This window comes from Xenorhabdus lircayensis (genome assembly GCF_016306625.1).
Lineage (GTDB): Bacteria > Pseudomonadota > Gammaproteobacteria > Enterobacterales > Enterobacteriaceae > Xenorhabdus > Xenorhabdus lircayensis.
This window is the reverse complement of the sequence record NZ_JACOII010000037.1, coordinates 148,282-164,449: the sequence shown is the minus strand read 5'-3', so window position 1 is coordinate 164,449 and position 16,168 is coordinate 148,282. Positions and strand designations below refer to the sequence as shown.

Annotated in this window: 16 protein-coding genes; 8 read left to right on the top strand and 8 right to left on the bottom strand. The window is 41.9% G+C overall.

Translation table 11 applies throughout. From position 1 onward, the window contains the following. Positions 1-124 precede the first annotated feature (124 nt). The 5 genes from dicD to aspA all read right to left on the bottom strand — a co-directional run bounded on the left by dicD (position 125) and on the right by aspA (position 7,390). A complete protein-coding gene (gene dicD, locus H8A87_RS10480) occupies positions 125-697 on the bottom strand; it encodes a division control transcriptional repressor DicD (RefSeq protein ID WP_198689909.1) in 573 nt (190 codons plus the stop codon). An 18-nt stretch (positions 698-715) separates the two neighbouring features. Beyond that, positions 716-2,527 carry a protein-disulfide reductase DsbD gene (locus tag H8A87_RS10475; protein WP_198689908.1) on the bottom strand — a complete coding sequence of 604 codons (1,812 nt, stop codon included), beginning with the start codon at positions 2,525-2,527 and terminating at the stop codon, positions 716-718. Positions 2,528-2,737: 210 nt separating this feature from the next. Further along, entirely contained in the window at positions 2,738-4,039 is a 1,302-nt protein-coding gene (locus H8A87_RS10470) for an anaerobic C4-dicarboxylate transporter (protein ID WP_198689907.1), read from the bottom strand. A gap of 627 nt (positions 4,040-4,666) precedes the next feature. Then, complete coding sequence (locus tag H8A87_RS19850; RefSeq protein ID WP_332460354.1) at positions 4,667-5,122, bottom strand: AEC family transporter; 456 nt, start codon at positions 5,120-5,122, stop codon at positions 4,667-4,669. An 843-nt stretch (positions 5,123-5,965) separates the two neighbouring features. After that, entirely contained in the window at positions 5,966-7,390 is a 1,425-nt protein-coding gene (gene aspA, locus H8A87_RS10460; RefSeq protein WP_198689906.1) for an aspartate ammonia-lyase, read from the bottom strand. Positions 7,391-7,745: 355 nt separating this feature from the next. On the opposite strand from aspA, the gene H8A87_RS10455 reads away from it, so the two are divergent. The 4 genes from H8A87_RS10455 (at position 7,746) to H8A87_RS10440 (ending at position 10,964) form a co-directional block, all read left to right on the top strand. Then, a complete protein-coding gene (locus tag H8A87_RS10455; protein WP_198689905.1) occupies positions 7,746-8,291 on the top strand; it encodes an FxsA family protein in 546 nt (181 codons plus the stop codon). 176 nt (positions 8,292-8,467) lie between these two features. Beyond that, on the top strand, positions 8,468-8,761 hold the full coding sequence (locus tag H8A87_RS10450; protein ID WP_198689904.1) for a co-chaperone GroES: 294 nt from the start codon (positions 8,468-8,470) through the stop codon (positions 8,759-8,761). 55 nt (positions 8,762-8,816) lie between these two features. Continuing rightward, the gene (groL, locus tag H8A87_RS10445) at positions 8,817-10,463 is read left to right on the top strand and encodes a chaperonin GroEL (protein ID WP_198689903.1); all 1,647 of its coding nucleotides are present in this window, start codon (positions 8,817-8,819) and stop codon (positions 10,461-10,463) included. Between the two features lie 159 nt (positions 10,464-10,622). Next, positions 10,623-10,964, top strand: a complete 342-nt coding sequence (locus tag H8A87_RS10440; RefSeq protein WP_198689902.1) for a DUF4156 domain-containing protein — start codon at positions 10,623-10,625, stop codon at positions 10,962-10,964. A gap of 147 nt (positions 10,965-11,111) precedes the next feature. Here H8A87_RS10440 and epmB read toward each other — a convergent pair whose 3' ends face one another. After that, a complete protein-coding gene (gene epmB, locus H8A87_RS10435; protein WP_198689901.1) occupies positions 11,112-12,143 on the bottom strand; it encodes an EF-P beta-lysylation protein EpmB in 1,032 nt (343 codons plus the stop codon). A gap of 40 nt (positions 12,144-12,183) precedes the next feature. On the opposite strand from epmB, the gene efp reads away from it, so the two are divergent. Together efp and sugE are read left to right on the top strand one after the other, a co-directional pair. Then, on the top strand, positions 12,184-12,750 hold the full coding sequence (efp, locus tag H8A87_RS10430; protein WP_198689900.1) for an elongation factor P: 567 nt from the start codon (positions 12,184-12,186) through the stop codon (positions 12,748-12,750). A gap of 202 nt (positions 12,751-12,952) precedes the next feature. After that, positions 12,953-13,267, top strand: coding sequence for a quaternary ammonium compound efflux SMR transporter SugE (sugE, locus tag H8A87_RS10425; protein WP_198689899.1), 315 nt, complete (start codon positions 12,953-12,955; stop codon positions 13,265-13,267). A 43-nt stretch (positions 13,268-13,310) separates the two neighbouring features. On the opposite strand, the gene H8A87_RS10420 is transcribed toward sugE, so the two are convergent. Beyond that, a complete protein-coding gene (locus H8A87_RS10420) occupies positions 13,311-13,523 on the bottom strand; it encodes a helix-turn-helix domain-containing protein (protein ID WP_198689898.1) in 213 nt (70 codons plus the stop codon). Positions 13,524-13,672: 149 nt separating this feature from the next. Here H8A87_RS10420 and H8A87_RS10415 point away from each other — a divergent pair, with 149 nt between their 5' ends. Next, positions 13,673-13,912: a helix-turn-helix domain-containing protein gene (locus tag H8A87_RS10415; protein ID WP_198689897.1), complete on the top strand. Its 240-nt coding sequence runs from the start codon at positions 13,673-13,675 to the stop codon at positions 13,910-13,912. A gap of 289 nt (positions 13,913-14,201) precedes the next feature. After that, complete coding sequence (locus tag H8A87_RS10410) at positions 14,202-14,987, top strand: sulfite exporter TauE/SafE family protein (RefSeq protein WP_198689896.1); 786 nt, start codon at positions 14,202-14,204, stop codon at positions 14,985-14,987. 71 nt (positions 14,988-15,058) lie between these two features. Here H8A87_RS10410 and uriH read toward each other — a convergent pair whose 3' ends face one another. After that, a complete protein-coding gene (uriH, locus tag H8A87_RS10405; protein WP_198689895.1) occupies positions 15,059-16,009 on the bottom strand; it encodes a uridine-preferring nucleoside hydrolase UriH in 951 nt (316 codons plus the stop codon). Positions 16,010-16,168: the final 159 nt, after the last annotated feature.

Genomic DNA, 16,168 nt, shown 5'->3' with positions numbered 1-16,168 from the left:
GAGCGCATTAAACCGTATTCAGCCCAATTCGTCAAATACTTTCTGCGAAAAGTCCATGAAAATTGATTGATTGCTGTGTTTCTATACCAATTTAGTGTGGTTATTCGGCTAGGGCCGATTTTTATTAACTTAACGCACCATTTTTTCGGCATTTTGCGATGGTTAGAATATCCTGTACCAGCAGTTTTGCTGTGATCACATCTTCAAGCTCTCTTTTCACTAATAACTTACTAAGACATCCCTCAAGGATCAGTTCCATCTGTTTGGCAACTTGTTCATTGTCGTCAATATCGAGTTGTTGTAATAACTCTACCGTGTAATGGAAAGAATTTTGTTTTTGCAATTCTGCTAATTGGTGGATCGGATGGTCAGCATCGGGGAAAGTGCTGCAAGCAGCAATGAATAGGCAACCCGGATAACGCTGTTCCTGCACTTTTTCCTTGAGGGCATCAAAGCGTGCCAATAATTTTTGTTCAGGACTCACATTTTCGTCCAGCAGGATTTGACGCTGCCAGATTTCAATCTGTTGGCTGTGATGGCGAAGGCAATCGTAGAGCAGGGCTTCACGATCAGGCCAAAAATGTTTTATGTGGTTAATATCAATATCAAGGGGAGTTAAAAGCGTCTCCAATGATGCAGACAAGCCATGCTGCTCCAGTAAGTTCAGGACATGACTAAGCACATATTCACGTTGCACAGTAGCTCTCCTTCCAGATTATTGCTGTTGTAAATGCTGTATTTGCTGGCTAAAACGTTCCGCATCTATGAATCCATTGATTCGTGAATCGGTTAACTCTTTTCCTTGAGTGTCAAAAAACAAGATAGTGGGAAGCCCCAGCACTTTTAATTTTTGCAGTAATTCTTTCTGTTTTGGTCCGTTATCCGTGACATTTGCCTGTAACAAGAGGAATTGGCCCAATTGTGCCTGTACTTGTGGATCACTGAAAGTATATTTTTCAAACTCCTTGCAGGCTACGCACCAGTCAGCATACAGATCCAACATAATCGGTTGATGGCGATTTTCAGCTAAAAGTTGGCTTAATTCTTGCCAATCACTGACTTGTTGGAATTTTATTGCAGTTTTTTTCTGCTCTGCCGTAGGGTTTCCCCACACCCAATCCTGTAAGGGGCCTGAAGCGATAAGTGCTAGAACTAGCAAGACGATCTGTAAGGTACGCAGCCAGCCCTTCTTGCTGTTTAGTGTTAGTGCGAAAGCCCAGACAAGGAAGGCAACAGCCAGTATGCTCCACAACCTGATGCCCCATGTATCACCAAGTACCCGCTCCAGCAGAAATACTGGCAGCGCCAGGATAATGAATCCAAAGGCTTCTTTAACGTATTGCATCCACGAGCCGCTGCGAGGCAGAAGTTTATGACCGAATAATGTGACGGCGATAAGCGGCAAACCTATACCAAGCGCATAGAGATAAAGGGTCACGCCACCAAGTAGTGTGTTACCGCTTTGGGCGATATAGAGCAAAATGGCACTGAGTGGTGCGGTGGTGCAGGGAGACGCGATCAGCCCCGCTAAGGCTCCCATAACGAATACGCCAATGTAAGAGCCACTTTGCTGTTTGTTGCTCCAATTCACCAAACGAGTCTGGACAGAAGAAGGAAGTTGCAATGTGTATAGCCCAAACATTGATAAGGCGAGCAAAATAAATAGCACTGACAACCCTACCAGAATGTAAGGATTTTGCAGGGCAGCTTGGAATTGTAAGCCAGCAGCGGCGATGATTAATCCAAGAATAGTATAAGTGAGGGCCATCCCTTGAACGTAACTTATGGCGAGCCAAAAGATGCGTTTCAGACTTTCAGGCCGTTTCTGGCCCAGAATGATGCTGGAAATTAGAGGGTACATGGGCAATATGCAAGGAGTAAAAGCGATGCCAATACCAATCAACAGCGCCCATAAAGGCGAAAATGGAACGTCATGGACTTTGGTCTGAACATCTTCCTGTTGTAATGGTTCTTGTGAGGATAATGTTTCTTGCGGTGTTGTTATTTGAGGTACAGCTATTTGAGGTACAGCTATTTGAGGTACTGCTATATCGGGTGTTGTTGTTTCATTATTGGGTAATGGTGCAGCAGCAACCGCTTGTAATGGTACGTTCAGGGTTTCAGGAGGATAACAATAACCCGCTTCTGCACATCCCTGATAAGTCACTTGAAGAGAGGAATCATTGGTGGCAGACAGAATAGGGACATCGATACGTGCGGATTGAAAATAAACTTCAGTCTTACCAAAAAATTCATCTTCATGATCCACTCCTTTGGCGTACACGATTTTATCTAGCGACGCTTGCTCAGGGGTGATGCTGAATTGTTTTCGGTAGAGGTAATAACCCGGTTTGATATCCCAGTTTAGTGTGAGTTTATTTCCTTGTTGTTGAAAATCAAACATAAATGCCTGATCAGCCGGAAGGTAGAGATTTTGCCCTGGCGGTTCAAACAGTGCGCTGGCCTTGATGGGAGAAAGCGCGATACCGCTGAACAGCAGAAACAGAATGAGAATACGTTTCATCATAAGTAATCTTTGACCTGCCTGTATCGTGGGTTTGATTTGTGAAATTTATCAGAGCCTGCACTATAACCGATGAGGCTGATGGCAGAAAGTCACTTGCCTAATATTAAGACAATGCTGTGTTTTTAACAGAAAAAGATTTTAAGAAGAAGGAATATTTCAGGGGCTAACACGCCCCTGAAATAACGTTGTCAAATAATAGATATTATCCAATTACAAAATGATGCCACCAAGCAGGAAGCCGAATGTGACGGCCAATACAACGGCAATAGTGCCCGGAATAAAGAATGGATGATTGAATACAAAACGCCCAATACGGGTGGTTCCGGTATCGTCCATCTGTACGGCTGCAACCAGTGTCGGATAAGTTGGCAGGATAAACAGACCAGAAACCGCAGGGAAAGAAGCAATCGCAGTTAATGGCGTGACATGTAGCGCCAGTACCATTGGCATCAGGGCCTTAGCTGTTGCTGCCTGCGAATAGAGCAAGGCTGAGCAGAAGAAGAAAATTACTGCTAACAACCACGGTTGAGCATGAATTAAGCTACCCGCAGTTTCTTTAATCCAATCCATATTAGCCTGGACAAATGTATCTCCTAGCCATGCGACACCCATAATACAGATGCATGCACTCATTCCAGCTTTAAAGGTGCTCGAATTTAAAATAGCATCGGTATTAACAGAACAAACAATAGTTGTGAGAGTGGCGACACTTAACATGATGATAAGGATTGCACTAGTAGTATTCATAAGTGGCTTTTCGATTAAGCCAATACTTGGGCTGTTAATAATCGCGTAAATAACAATCCCAATTACCCCTAACAGAAACAGCAATACAGAGAGTTTAGATTTTGGTTTGATATCAATTTTATGACTGCCGCGTAGTTCAACTAGACCATCTGCAAGGCGTTTTTGGTAAATAGGATCGTTAGACAATCTGGAGTTGAAAAACCATGAGATGATGAATGACATCAAAATAATCGCAGCAAATGATGAGGGGATTATTATCATCAACATCTGAATGTAACTAACACCTTGCCCTTCCATAATAGAAGACATATAGACTACTGCGGCGGAGATTGGCGAAGAGGTAAGCCCAATTTGTGCGGCTACGACTGCTGTTGATAGTGGTCGGCATGGTTTAATGCCTTGTTCTTTTGCTACTTCGGCGATCACTGGTTGTGTGGCCAGAGAGATATTTCCTGTTCCAGCTAACAGAGTTAAACAATAAGTAACGATTGGTGCGAGGATAGTGATATATTTGGGATTCCTTCGCAGTAATTTTTCTGTTTGTTGAACCAAATAATCTAGCCCGCCAGAGACTTGCATGACAGAAATAGCCGCGATAACTCCCATAATGATTGAAATAACGTCAAATGGAATACTTCCCGGTTTGACTCCGATAGTAGATAGAGCTAAGACACCAAGTCCTCCAGCAAAGCCAATACCTATTCCCCCTAATCGCGCTCCCAAAAAAATGGCCAGCAGAACGATAACTAATTCTACGGCTAACATATTACATACCCCTTAAATTTTTAATGTTGTGAAATATTTTTGTTAAATGTTTGTGTTATTGATAAAACATAAAAGCTATGTTATCTAAATAACTGTTCTAAATAGTAGAGTGTTTTTAATTTATTGATATTCAATGTTTTTATCCGGTTATGGGTAAGAGCTAGAACTATCGCTGGTTATGTGGTCGGTGTAGAATAGTGGTTAAAAATCTCCTGGCTGTAGCGGTATTAGAATCAGTTAATTATCTGAGGTAGTCGATTTTTTACTAAAAATCTTTGTATTACATTTAGTCATCATAAAAACACTTTACTTTATATATTGGATATTTTTATTTATTCAGTAATTTAATATAGATTACATCATTATATGTTGTTTTAACACAAACTTTTTGTATTTTTATGAGTTTAAATTACATCTTATTTTTGATATAAAGGTCAGTTATGGTTAAAAAAATAGAATTTGGCATTAATTTTTGTATGAGTGATTTTAATGTAAATTTTATGTTGCAGTTACTATATAAAAACGAGAAAGATTCAATATTGTTGTGGTTGTTATAATATGAGCTATATTATAGCTCATATTATACATTTGGTTTCTATTCAAATGGGGTAAATGTAATTATTGATTTCAATTGATGGGGGTGGAAAAAATAAGCATGGAAATTGGTACAGTAATAACAGCAAGTATTGTACTTAACATTACTGAAAAAGCAGCTTTTTCAGGATGTAAATTAAGATTGCTGGCAATAACAACTACATTACCAGCCATAGGTGTGGCTAACATTAAAGCTATTACAGTTAGTAAATCATTAGGGACATTAATTATATAATAGAAGAATAATATTCCAACAACAGGATATATTAGATGTTTCCATAGCAATGAAAAAAAAGAAAATTTCCAATCAATCTCTATCTTATAAAAAGAAGATAGAGTAATTCCAATAACCATCATACCAAGAACGCTATAAGCGCCTTTGAAATTTTCTAGTGTGGAAATTAGTGTTGAATTTAATGTGATTTCACTACTTTTAAAAAGTATTCCTAATATAGCAGAATAAATAATTGGGAGTTTGCTGATTTTTATTAGGCATTCTCTCGTGGTTAAATTACCCTTGGCTGTAATGAAATAGCCTACTGTGAATTCATATAGATTTATACCTATTATAATAAAAATGGTAATGGCTAATTGGTTAGGACTGAAAATGGCAAAGGCTATAGGTAATGCAAAATAGCCAGTGTTACCTGTTCCCCCTGCGAATCCGAATAGATTGGCTTTATTGCAGTTCCATAAGGTTTTTCCTATTAAGTAAGCTATGGATGCAAAAAATGATGCTGTTAAAAAACTTGTTATTGAATATGAGAAATAAGTTAAATTTGAAGGTGATTGTATTATTTAAATAAAAATAACAACAGGGGATATAATATATATTAATAATGATGAGATATCTTTTTTTTTAAATTCAACCTTATTCCTAATAAAAAACTATTAATGTGATAAGTATTAATAAAAATACTCTAAACGTAACATCAAAAAACATAAATCACCTAATTTATATAAAAAATTTAAGCTTACATAATTAGCAGGCTTATAACTTTAGTAAGTTAATTCTAGCACACGATTTTATCCTTGATGTTAATATATATTATGCGTATTTTATTTTTTGATAATACATTGTTTTTTATGCGTGTAAATAAATAATAAATATCATGATGTAATAATATTTATTATAATATGGTGAAAATAAATACATAAATATTAATTTCATAATGAAATTTTACTTTATGTTGATTGTTAATTAATGATAGTGTTATGTAGCATGATTTTTTTAATCTCTTTGTTTTTTTGGATATAAATTAAAAAGGCACGCTTCTGGTTGGAATAGCGTGCCTTAATAATTAAGACTAACTCGTTATTATAATCATTTAATTAGTCATCAAAACGTTTTGCTTTATAAGTTGGATGTTTTAGGTTCTCAACGGAGAAAATATCATCTAATTCAGCTTCGGTCAGCAAACCGCGCTCCAGCACGACTTCACGGACGTTCTTGCCAGTTTCAGCACAGATCTTGCCCACGATATCGCCATTATGGTGACCAATGAATGGATTCAGGTAAGTTACGATACCGATGGAGTTGAATACGAAGCTTTCGCACACTTCTTTGTTGGCAGTGATGCCGTTGACACATTTTTCAACCAGATTGCGGCATGCGTTGCTCAGTATAGACATAGATTCAAACATGGCCTGACCAATCGCTGGTTCCATTACGTTAAGCTGCAACTGTCCTGCTTCTGCTGCCATTGTGATACAGATATCGTTACCAATCACTTTGAAACAAACTTGGTTAACGACTTCTGGCACAACTGGGTTCACTTTAGCTGGCATGATGGAAGAGCCTGCCTGCAATTCTGGTAGGTTGATTTCATTCAGGCCAGTACGAGGGCCGGAAGAGAGCAGACGCAAGTCGTTACAAATCTTGGACATCTTAACTGCCAAGCGTTTCAACGTACTGTGGACCATAACATAAGCGCCACAGTCAGAAGTCGCTTCGATCAAGTCTTCTGCCGGCAGGCAAGGTAATCCTGTGACTTCAGCCAATTTTTCAACTACCAGCTTTTGGTAACCTGGCGCAGTGTTTAAGCCAGTACCGATCGCAGTAGCGCCGAGGTTCACTTCCAGCAGCAGTTCTGCCGTACGGGTGATGTTTTTGATCTCTTCTTTCAACAACATGGAGAAAGCACGGAATTCTTGACCCAGCGTCATTGGAACAGCATCTTGCAGCTGGGTACGCCCCATCTTCAGGATGTCATCGAATTCAACGCCTTTTTTGTCGAAGCCTGCTTTCAGTAACCCAATAGAATCAATTAATTGCATCAGTGAGTTATAGACAGCAATACGGAAGCCAGTAGGATAAGCATCGTTGGTTGACTGGCTTCTGTTCAGGTGATCATTTGGGTTCAGGTACTCATATTCACCTTTTGAATACCCCATCAATTCCAGGCCGATATTTGCCAGCACCTCGTTAGTATTCATGTTCAGAGAGGTACCTGCACCACCCTGAAAGACATCAACAGGGAATTGATCCATACATTTACCTGTGTTGAGAACTTCATCACACGCTTTGACAATAATGTCTGCAACTTTCCCTGGAATAGTATGGAGTTCTTTGTTTGCCAGTGCCGCGGCTTTCTTCACCATCACCATGCCACGGATGAATTCAGGGACATCGTTGATGGTGCGATCACTGATATAAAAATTTTCAATCGCACGTAGAGTGTGAATACCGTAGTAGGCTTCAGCAGGGACTTCTCGTTTACCTAACAGGTCTTCTTCGATACGAATGTTGTTTGACATGAGAACCTTCTTAAATTGGATACGTTTTTTTACTGTTCTATTACGTGTTTGTTGAGAATAATGTTGCCAACAACAACTGGCGTGATATTAATCACTTATCACGAGATTGTCGGCGCGATCATATGTGGATTTACTAGAAATGCCTTGAACCTGGATCACTTTATAGTGCTATTTTATTAATGAAATAACATATGTGTGACTGAGGTCACGATTACAGAGATGGAAAGTCAAGTATCTGAAGTATTGAAAACCGTCACTGTTACCCCCACATTACGTGATCTAACCTCACATTATGTGATCTAACATAATGTGAACGATAAATAGTGTGGACGACAAATAATGAAAGGAGACCCACGTGCGCTGGCTCCCACTTATTCTTATATGCCTGCTGGTTTACATCGAGTCTGTCCTGTTTGTTCGGATTGCCTCTGAAATTGGGGTTTTGCTGACTCTGCTGCTGGTTATTCTTACCTCTTGTCTTGGAATTTCTCTTGTGCGTAACCAGGGCATCAAGAATTTTATGTCTATGCAGCAAAAACTCACAGCGGGTGAAAGCCCTGCGGAAGAAGCTATTAAAAGCGTTTCTCTGGTAATAGCGGGATTTTTGCTGATATTGCCCGGTTTTTTCACCGATTTTCTCGGATTGTTGTTGTTACTGTCTCCCGTACAGAAACTCCTGACAGCAAAATTATTGTCCCATATCACTTTTTACCGCCCGAATATTTTTAATGGTTCAAATAATCATGGTTCAAGTAGTGGTGGTAGTCATGGTCAGAATGGGCAAACTTTTGAGGGAGAGTATGAGCGCAGGCAAGATAACGCTTCCCATACATTGGATAGTCAACAACCCGATGAACAGAAAAATCATGACGAACATGGCAGTGGACACAATAAAAGATAGTTGTTCCTGCTGTGGTTGAAATTTCAGTGGGTATGAAAAAAGTAAAATATTTTTTGCTGCTTACCCTTGAAGTACTGACCTTAAGCCCCAATTTGTAGCTTCATGGTACTGGTTCTGTTGGGTTCTGGTATCAATCCTCTTACCTGATATGGACTTTATTTATAGGAGATCTATCAATGAAAATTCGTCCATTACATGACCGCGTTATCGTCAAGCGTAAAGAAGTTGAATCAAAATCTGCTGGCGGAATTGTTCTGACGGGCTCTGCTGCGGGCAAATCTACCCGTGGAGAAATTCTGGCAGTCGGCAATGGTCGCATCCTTGAAAATGGGGAAGTGAAAGCGCTGGATGTAAAAGTGGGTGATACTGTCATCTTTAATGAAGGCTACGGTGTTAAAACAGAAAAGATCGATAATGAAGAAGTGTTGATCATGTCTGAAAGTGACATTCTGGCAATTGTTGAAGTGTAATTGAATATCTTACGCTTAGATCTTCTTAATTGAATGAATTTAAAGGAAAGACACAATGGCAGCTAAAGACGTAAAATTTGGTAATGATGCTCGCAGCAAAATGCTACGCGGTGTGAATGTATTGGCTGACGCAGTTAAAGTAACCTTGGGTCCTAAAGGCCGTAACGTAGTTTTGGATAAATCTTTCGGTTCGCCTGTCATCACTAAAGACGGCGTATCTGTAGCACGTGAAATCGAATTGGAAGACAGATTCGAGAACATGGGTGCGCAGATGGTTAAAGAAGTTGCCTCTAAAGCCAACGATGCAGCTGGTGATGGTACTACTACAGCAACCGTGCTGGCTCAATCCATCGTCACCGAAGGTCTGAAAGCTGTTGCCGCTGGCATGAACCCAATGGATCTGAAACGCGGTATCGATAAAGCTGTTATTTCTGCTGTTGAAGAGTTGAAAAAACTGTCTGTACCTTGCTCTGATTCCACTGCCATTGCGCAGGTTGGTACAATCTCCGCAAACTCCGACGAAACTGTAGGTAAACTGATCGCAGAAGCGATGGACAAAGTCGGTAAAGAAGGTGTAATCACCGTTGAAGAAGGTACTGGTCTGGAAGACGAGCTGGATGTTGTTGAAGGTATGCAGTTCGACCGTGGTTACCTGTCTCCTTATTTCATCAACAAACCAGAATCCGGTTCTGTTGAGCTGGAAAACCCATACATCCTGCTGGTTGACAAGAAAATTTCCAACATCCGTGAACTGCTGCCAGTTCTGGAAGGCGTAGCTAAAGCAAGCAAGCCTTTGGTTATTATCGCTGAAGACGTTGAAGGCGAAGCGCTGGCAACTCTGGTTGTCAACAACATGCGTGGTATCGTGAAAGTTGCTGCGGTTAAAGCGCCTGGCTTCGGTGATCGCCGTAAAGCAATGCTGCAAGATATCGCTACTCTGACCAACGGTACTGTTATCTCTGAAGAGATCGGTCTGGAGCTGGAAAAAGCAGCTCTGGAAGATTTGGGTCAGGCAAAACGCATTGTCATCAACAAAGACACGACAATCATCATTGATGGTGTAGGTGAAGAAGGCACAATCGCTGCACGTGTTACTCAAATCCGTCAGCAAATCGAAGAATCTACTTCTGACTATGACCGTGAAAAACTGCAAGAGCGTGTAGCTAAACTGGCAGGCGGTGTTGCTGTAATCAAAGTTGGTGCAGCAACTGAAGTTGAAATGAAAGAAAAACGCGCCCGCGTTGACGATGCTTTGCACGCAACTCGCGCAGCAGTAGAAGAAGGTGTTGTTGCGGGTGGTGGTGTTGCACTGGTTCGCGTTGCTAGTGCTATCTCTAACCTGACTGGCGACAACGAAGATCAGAACGTAGGTATCCGAGTTGCAATGCGTGCGATGGAAGCGCCAATGCGTCAGATCGTAGACAACGCAGGTGAAGAACCATCTGTTGTTGTAAACAACGTGAAAGCAGGTAAAGACAATTACGGTTATAACGCTGCAACTGAACAGTACGGCGACATGATCGACATGGGTATTTTGGATCCAACTAAAGTAACTCGTTCTGCACTGCAATTCGCTGCTTCTATCGCTGGCCTGATGATCACCACCGAAGCGATGGTGACAGACCTGCCTAAAGATGACAAAGCTGACTTAGGTGGAGCTGGTGGCATGGGCGGTATGGGTGGAATGGGCGGCATGATGTAGTGCTGTTCATCCTGCTGATGGAATTGCCCATCCGATAGGATAAAAACTTTGAAGGCGAGCAGTTTTTTCTGCTCGCCTTTTTATTTTTTTGTCTTAATTCAATCCCAAAGGGTATATTTATCATCATGGTAGAAGTTCCTATAACCAATGAGGGAAGTTATGCGAATCAAAATTTTGCTTGGTGTGTCAGTATTATTATTGGCAGGGTGTACAACGAATCATCAATTAACCTCCGCTGGCGTTAATGTACGTTTTGTGGATACTCAGCCAGGCAGTGAATGCCAACGGTTAGGTGAGATTGCAGGTACTCAAAGCAACTGGCTCAATGGTGTGAGCAATGAGAGCAGTTCTATGCGTAGTGCGGCTAATGACTTACGCAATAAAGCGGCTGAAATAGGTGGAAACGTCATTTATGGCGTAAACAGTCCATCGGAGAACCTGCTGGGTAGCTTTGTTCCCCTTGATAGCAAGATGATTGGTCAGGTCTATAAGTGCCCTTAGGCATCAAAATCGATTTGGGCAATGCTCAGAAAAAACGTTTCGAAACATCAAGAGTTGCGTATCCGTTTGGTTTCTGTGCGCTGCCCATTCCAGAAGATCTTCAATGATGAGATTAACCAAATCAGTGACTGGCGGGTATGATAACAATCACTGGTTTTGTCCCAACCCTAAATCTAGAGGTGTTTTGCTTGGTTCTCCACCAATTTCCCTTGTCAGGCACGGAACCAGATAACCGGAGACTTTAGTCAATAATTCTCGCATGATGGCTTTCGCTTCTTCATCGTCCACGAGGAAGTGTGCGGCACCTTGAACTTTATCCAGAACGTGGATGTAGTAAGGCAGAATACCCGCGTCGAATAATGCATTACTTAAATCTGCCAGAGTATCGGCATTATCATTGATATCACGTAGCATCACGCTTTGATTTAGAAGTGTTACGCCAGCCTGTTTTAGCCGCATCATACTACCCCGGAATACATCATCAATTTCATTTGCATGGTTGATATGGGTTACCATGATTACCTGCAAATTAGACTGTGCTAAACGATTACATAGCGAAAGTGTGATTCGATCAGGGATCACAATCGGCAAACGCGTGTGGATCCGTAACCGCTTAATGTGTGGAATAGATTCAATGCGACTAATTAACCAGTCCAGCTCATGATCTTTTGCCATCAATGGATCACCACCGGAGAAGATAATTTCATCAAGCTCAGGATGTTGCTCGATATAATCCAGTGCGAGCTGCCAGTTATTTTTGTTGCCTTTGTTATCCTCATAAGGGAAATGACGGCGGAAACAATAACGACAATTGACCGCGCATCCCCCTTTGACCAATAGCAAGGCCCGATTGCGATATTTGTGCAACAGACCAGGAACGGCACTGCGTTGTTCATCCAACGGATCGGTGGAAAAACCAGAAGGCGTAGCAAATTCTTCCCGCGCTGTCAGGACTTGCAATAACAGGGGATCACGGGGATCGCCTCTTTTCATTCGTGTTACAAACGCTCTTGGCACACGCAGAGGAAATAAACGCTTTGCCTCATTGCCTTCTTTCAGCATGGCATGTGTGTTTAAGGACAATAGTTGCAACAACTCATTGGGATCAGTAATAACATCCGCAAGTTGTTGTAGCCAGACTTCTCTGACAGGGTGAATATGGGTTATAATGTGTGCCATTTTTTGGCTAAGCCATTTTGTTAAAAATTAGAGGATCTCCATGGCTACTTATAGTACCAATGAATTCCGTTCAGGTCTTAAAATCATGTTAGATGGCGAGCCGTGCGCTATTCTTGACAGTGAATTTGTTAAACCAGGTAAAGGGCAGGCATTTGCCCGTGTTCGTCTTCGTAAGCTGATTTCTGGTAAACTGCTAGAAAAAACTTTTAAATCAACAGATTCTGTTGAAAGTGCAGATGTCATGGATGCCAACTTGACTTATTTGTACAACGACGGTGAATTCTGGCATTTCATGAACAACGAAACTTTCGAGCAGCTGGCTGCGGATGAGAAAGCCGTTGGTGACAATGCAAAATGGCTGATAGATCAGGCAGAATGTATTCTGACTCTGTGGGATGGCCGTCCTATCGCTGTAACTCCACCAAACTTCGTTGAACTGGAAATCGTTGAGACTGACCCAGGCCTGAAAGGTGATACCGCGGGTACCGGTGGTAAACCAGCAACTCTGAGCACGGGTGCGGTAGTTAAAGTACCTCTGTTTGTACAGATCGGTGAAGTCATTAAAGTTGATACCCGTTCTAACGAATACGTTTCTCGCGTGAAATAATCGAGTTTGTGATTCTAGAAAAACCGCAGCTTCTTCGTCCAGAGGTTGCGGTTTTTTGTTTTGACCTATTGGCCGTTGTCATTGCAGCTATCAGGTCGGATAGTTATAATTTAGTTTCATTTCTTATCGTTATCCGGGACGACTCGGATAAACGTCATCTCACTGGGGACGACCTCACTTGTCATCAAATAAAGGGAAAGGCATGTCTTGGTTGATCCTTTTTATTGCAGGTTTGTTGGAAGTGGTGTGGGCGGTGGGTTTGAAATATACCCAAGGTTTTTCACGTTTGGTACCGAGCTTAGTGACAATCAGCGCGATGGTTGTCAGTATAGGGTTGCTGGCCTATGCTATGAAAAATTTACCGACAGGAACTGCATACGCGGTGTGGACAGGTATTGGTGCAGTGGGAACGGCGATTTTCGGCATAATGGTGCTGGGGGAATCGGCAAACTTTGCTAGAGTGTTGAGCCTCGGCTTGATTGTCGTTGGCATTATAGGCTTAAAGCTAGCGAGTTGATTGCTTATAAATAACCCAGCACTGAGCTGGGTTCTATTTCTGGTCATTTTCTTTCATACCGCGAAGGCCAGATGTCTTCTGGTGTTAGTTCCAGTGCCGCCGCGATAAGACGCTCGCCTTTTGGCCAGTGTCGTTGCAATGCGTTGGCAAGAGTCGATGATGCCAGTCCTGCAGCTCGCGATACTTCTGACAAGGTTGTTCCGCGTTTTTTCAATTCGGCGATGATATCGGCGGAATGCCAGTCTTTTTTTTCCATCCTTAAGATCTCCAATTATCTATTATTTTTTCAATTAAAAAGTTAGTAATTAATAAGTAGACTATAAGTCACACATCATAGCATAACTCAGATTGAAATGTGACTCATAGTCCGTGGTCGGATAAGTAACATGAATCGATACTTATCGGATGAAAACATCGAACAATATCAGGTCCCTTTTTGGGCAAAGAATTAGATATCTCAGGAAAGAAGCAGGGATGTCACAAGAGGCTTTTGCCGATAAATGCGGATTGGATCGAACTTATGTCAGCGGTATTGAACGCGGCGTCAGAAACCCTACCTTAGAAATTATCTATGTGATTGCCAATGGATTACAGATTGAACTAAATGAATTGTTCAATTTTGAGACAATATTTCCTCCTCATTAAGGCTAATTATCAAGAAGATGGTTCAGGTAATTGGCTGTACAGCTCAAGTTCAGTTGAAGCTCATTCCACAGATATACCCAATAGATTTCAAGTTGCAGCCAACAAAGCTGTGGCTTGAAAGATGAAGGGAATACACGATATTTCTATTGAAGATTTGTTGGTAACTTGATATTGAAACATATATTCGTTTTTTAAATATGATATTTATTTTCGTCATATTATGCGGGAATGTTTGGTGAAATTTGGTAAGCGAATAAGCTTTGATTAGATATCAGCTGGAAATGAGATAATGTTATTGATCCCTGAGCTTGCTATTGGGGCGGTTGTTGGTTTGATTATCAGTACCACCGGTGTTGGTGGTGGAGTAATAGTCTTGCCGATCCTGACCTATCTTTTTGGATTGGATGCACTGGCTGCCGTAGCGACGGCCAATTTTCTATCGATGCTGATGAAAATATCATCTTCTTATATGCACTTTCGTATGGGAAATATTCCCCTGCGCCAATCCTGGTTGATTTTGCTGATCATGATACCCAGTACGGTGCTGGCGAGTTATGGGGTAACGATGTTGAGTCATTTAAGTCATAACCAAGTGCGGGTTGAATGGGCAATCAATCTGTTGGTTGTATTGGCTATCTTGCTTTCCCTTTGTCTTTTTTATCATCGAATACGTCATCCGCAGTTACAAATGAGTCAAACACAGCCACAATCGGGACTGATTAAACCTCTTTTACTGCCCGGCACAGGAGCCGGATTGGTGTTGGGGGCGACGGGAGTTGGCGGCGGTGTAGTGGTGCTGCCATTGCTGCTACGTTATACGCAGATGAATATTAAACAGGCGATTGGCGTGTCCCTTTTTGTCACGATGATGCTATCCGGTTCATCTGCTTTTGCGTATGCACATGGCGGTCATACTAATTGGGAATTAGCGCTGGTACTGTTTATTGGCTCTTTGCTGGCTATCCCCTTTGCAAGATATCTGATGAAGCGCTTACCTGACAAAGCATTTCAATACGCCACACTGTTCCTGATCTTATGCAGTGCCGTGCTGATGGGGATTCGATTAGTTGGATAGGCGCTCCTTTGACCACTGAATCAGGGAGGAACCTCAATAGCCAAAGGATATATTGGAGATGTTTATTGAGGTTAGTTAGTTGTTTCACCAATGTTTTTCAGGGCATCAATCACTAGCTGCCAAAATTTGGCGTGATCCAATTTGACGGCAACTTGCGTATGGCAATCTTCAGGTGGCGGAAAACGGAAATCTGCGACTGTCATTCCGGTTGTTAAGGCTCCTGTTAGCTCGATATTAACGGGGACTTTTTGGGTAGTCATGACGGTAGGATCGATAACATAGGCCACTGCACAGGGATCATGCACCGGAGGATAGCCAAATCCTTGATGCTCACGATATCTATCTCCATAAAACTTCAATGCATCCAAGACGAATTGTGCAGGACGCGTTTTAATTTGGGTAATTGCCTCGATAATATCAGGTGTCGCTTGAGCTTGGTGAGTGAGATCCAAGCCGACCATCGTCAGCGGCCATTTCTCATTAAAAACAATGTGTGCAGCTTCTGGATCGATCACGATATTGAATTCCGCAACAGCACTCCTGTTACCCTTGTGGCAGCCACCGCCCATCAATACTACTTCCTTTACTCGCTCAACAATATGCGGTGCTTTGCGTGCGGCCATGGCGATATTTGTCAAACCCGCAGTCGGAACCAGAGTGACGGTTTTGGGGGGATTTTCCATAATCACATCAATGATTAAATCAACTGCGTGACGTGCATCTAGCCTCGTTATTGGCTCAGGCAGAATAGGGCCATCCAGGCCAGTTACACCATGAATGTCTGGCGCTGTTTTGATCTCCCGAACAAGTGGCCGGCAGCATCCTGCTGCGAAGGGGATATTGTGAATATTGGCGATGCGGGCAATGCAAAGGGCATTGTGGGTGACTTTATTCAGGGTTTGGTTACCAACCACTGTCGTCACCGCCAACAGTTCAATATTAGGGTCTCCGTGGGCAAGCAGGAGAGCAATGGCGTCATCATGTCCAGGATCGCAATCAAGGATAATTTTCTTGGGTAGCATATTTGTTCCTTTAACTCGAAATCTATTGAGTACACATGTAAATATTTATTCCCAGAATAGTTCACCCCCAGAAAAAATTCTTCTCCAACCTATCACAAAACGAAAACATAAAGATCATAATTTGTTAATAAATATTTTAATAATTGTGATTTGATTAAC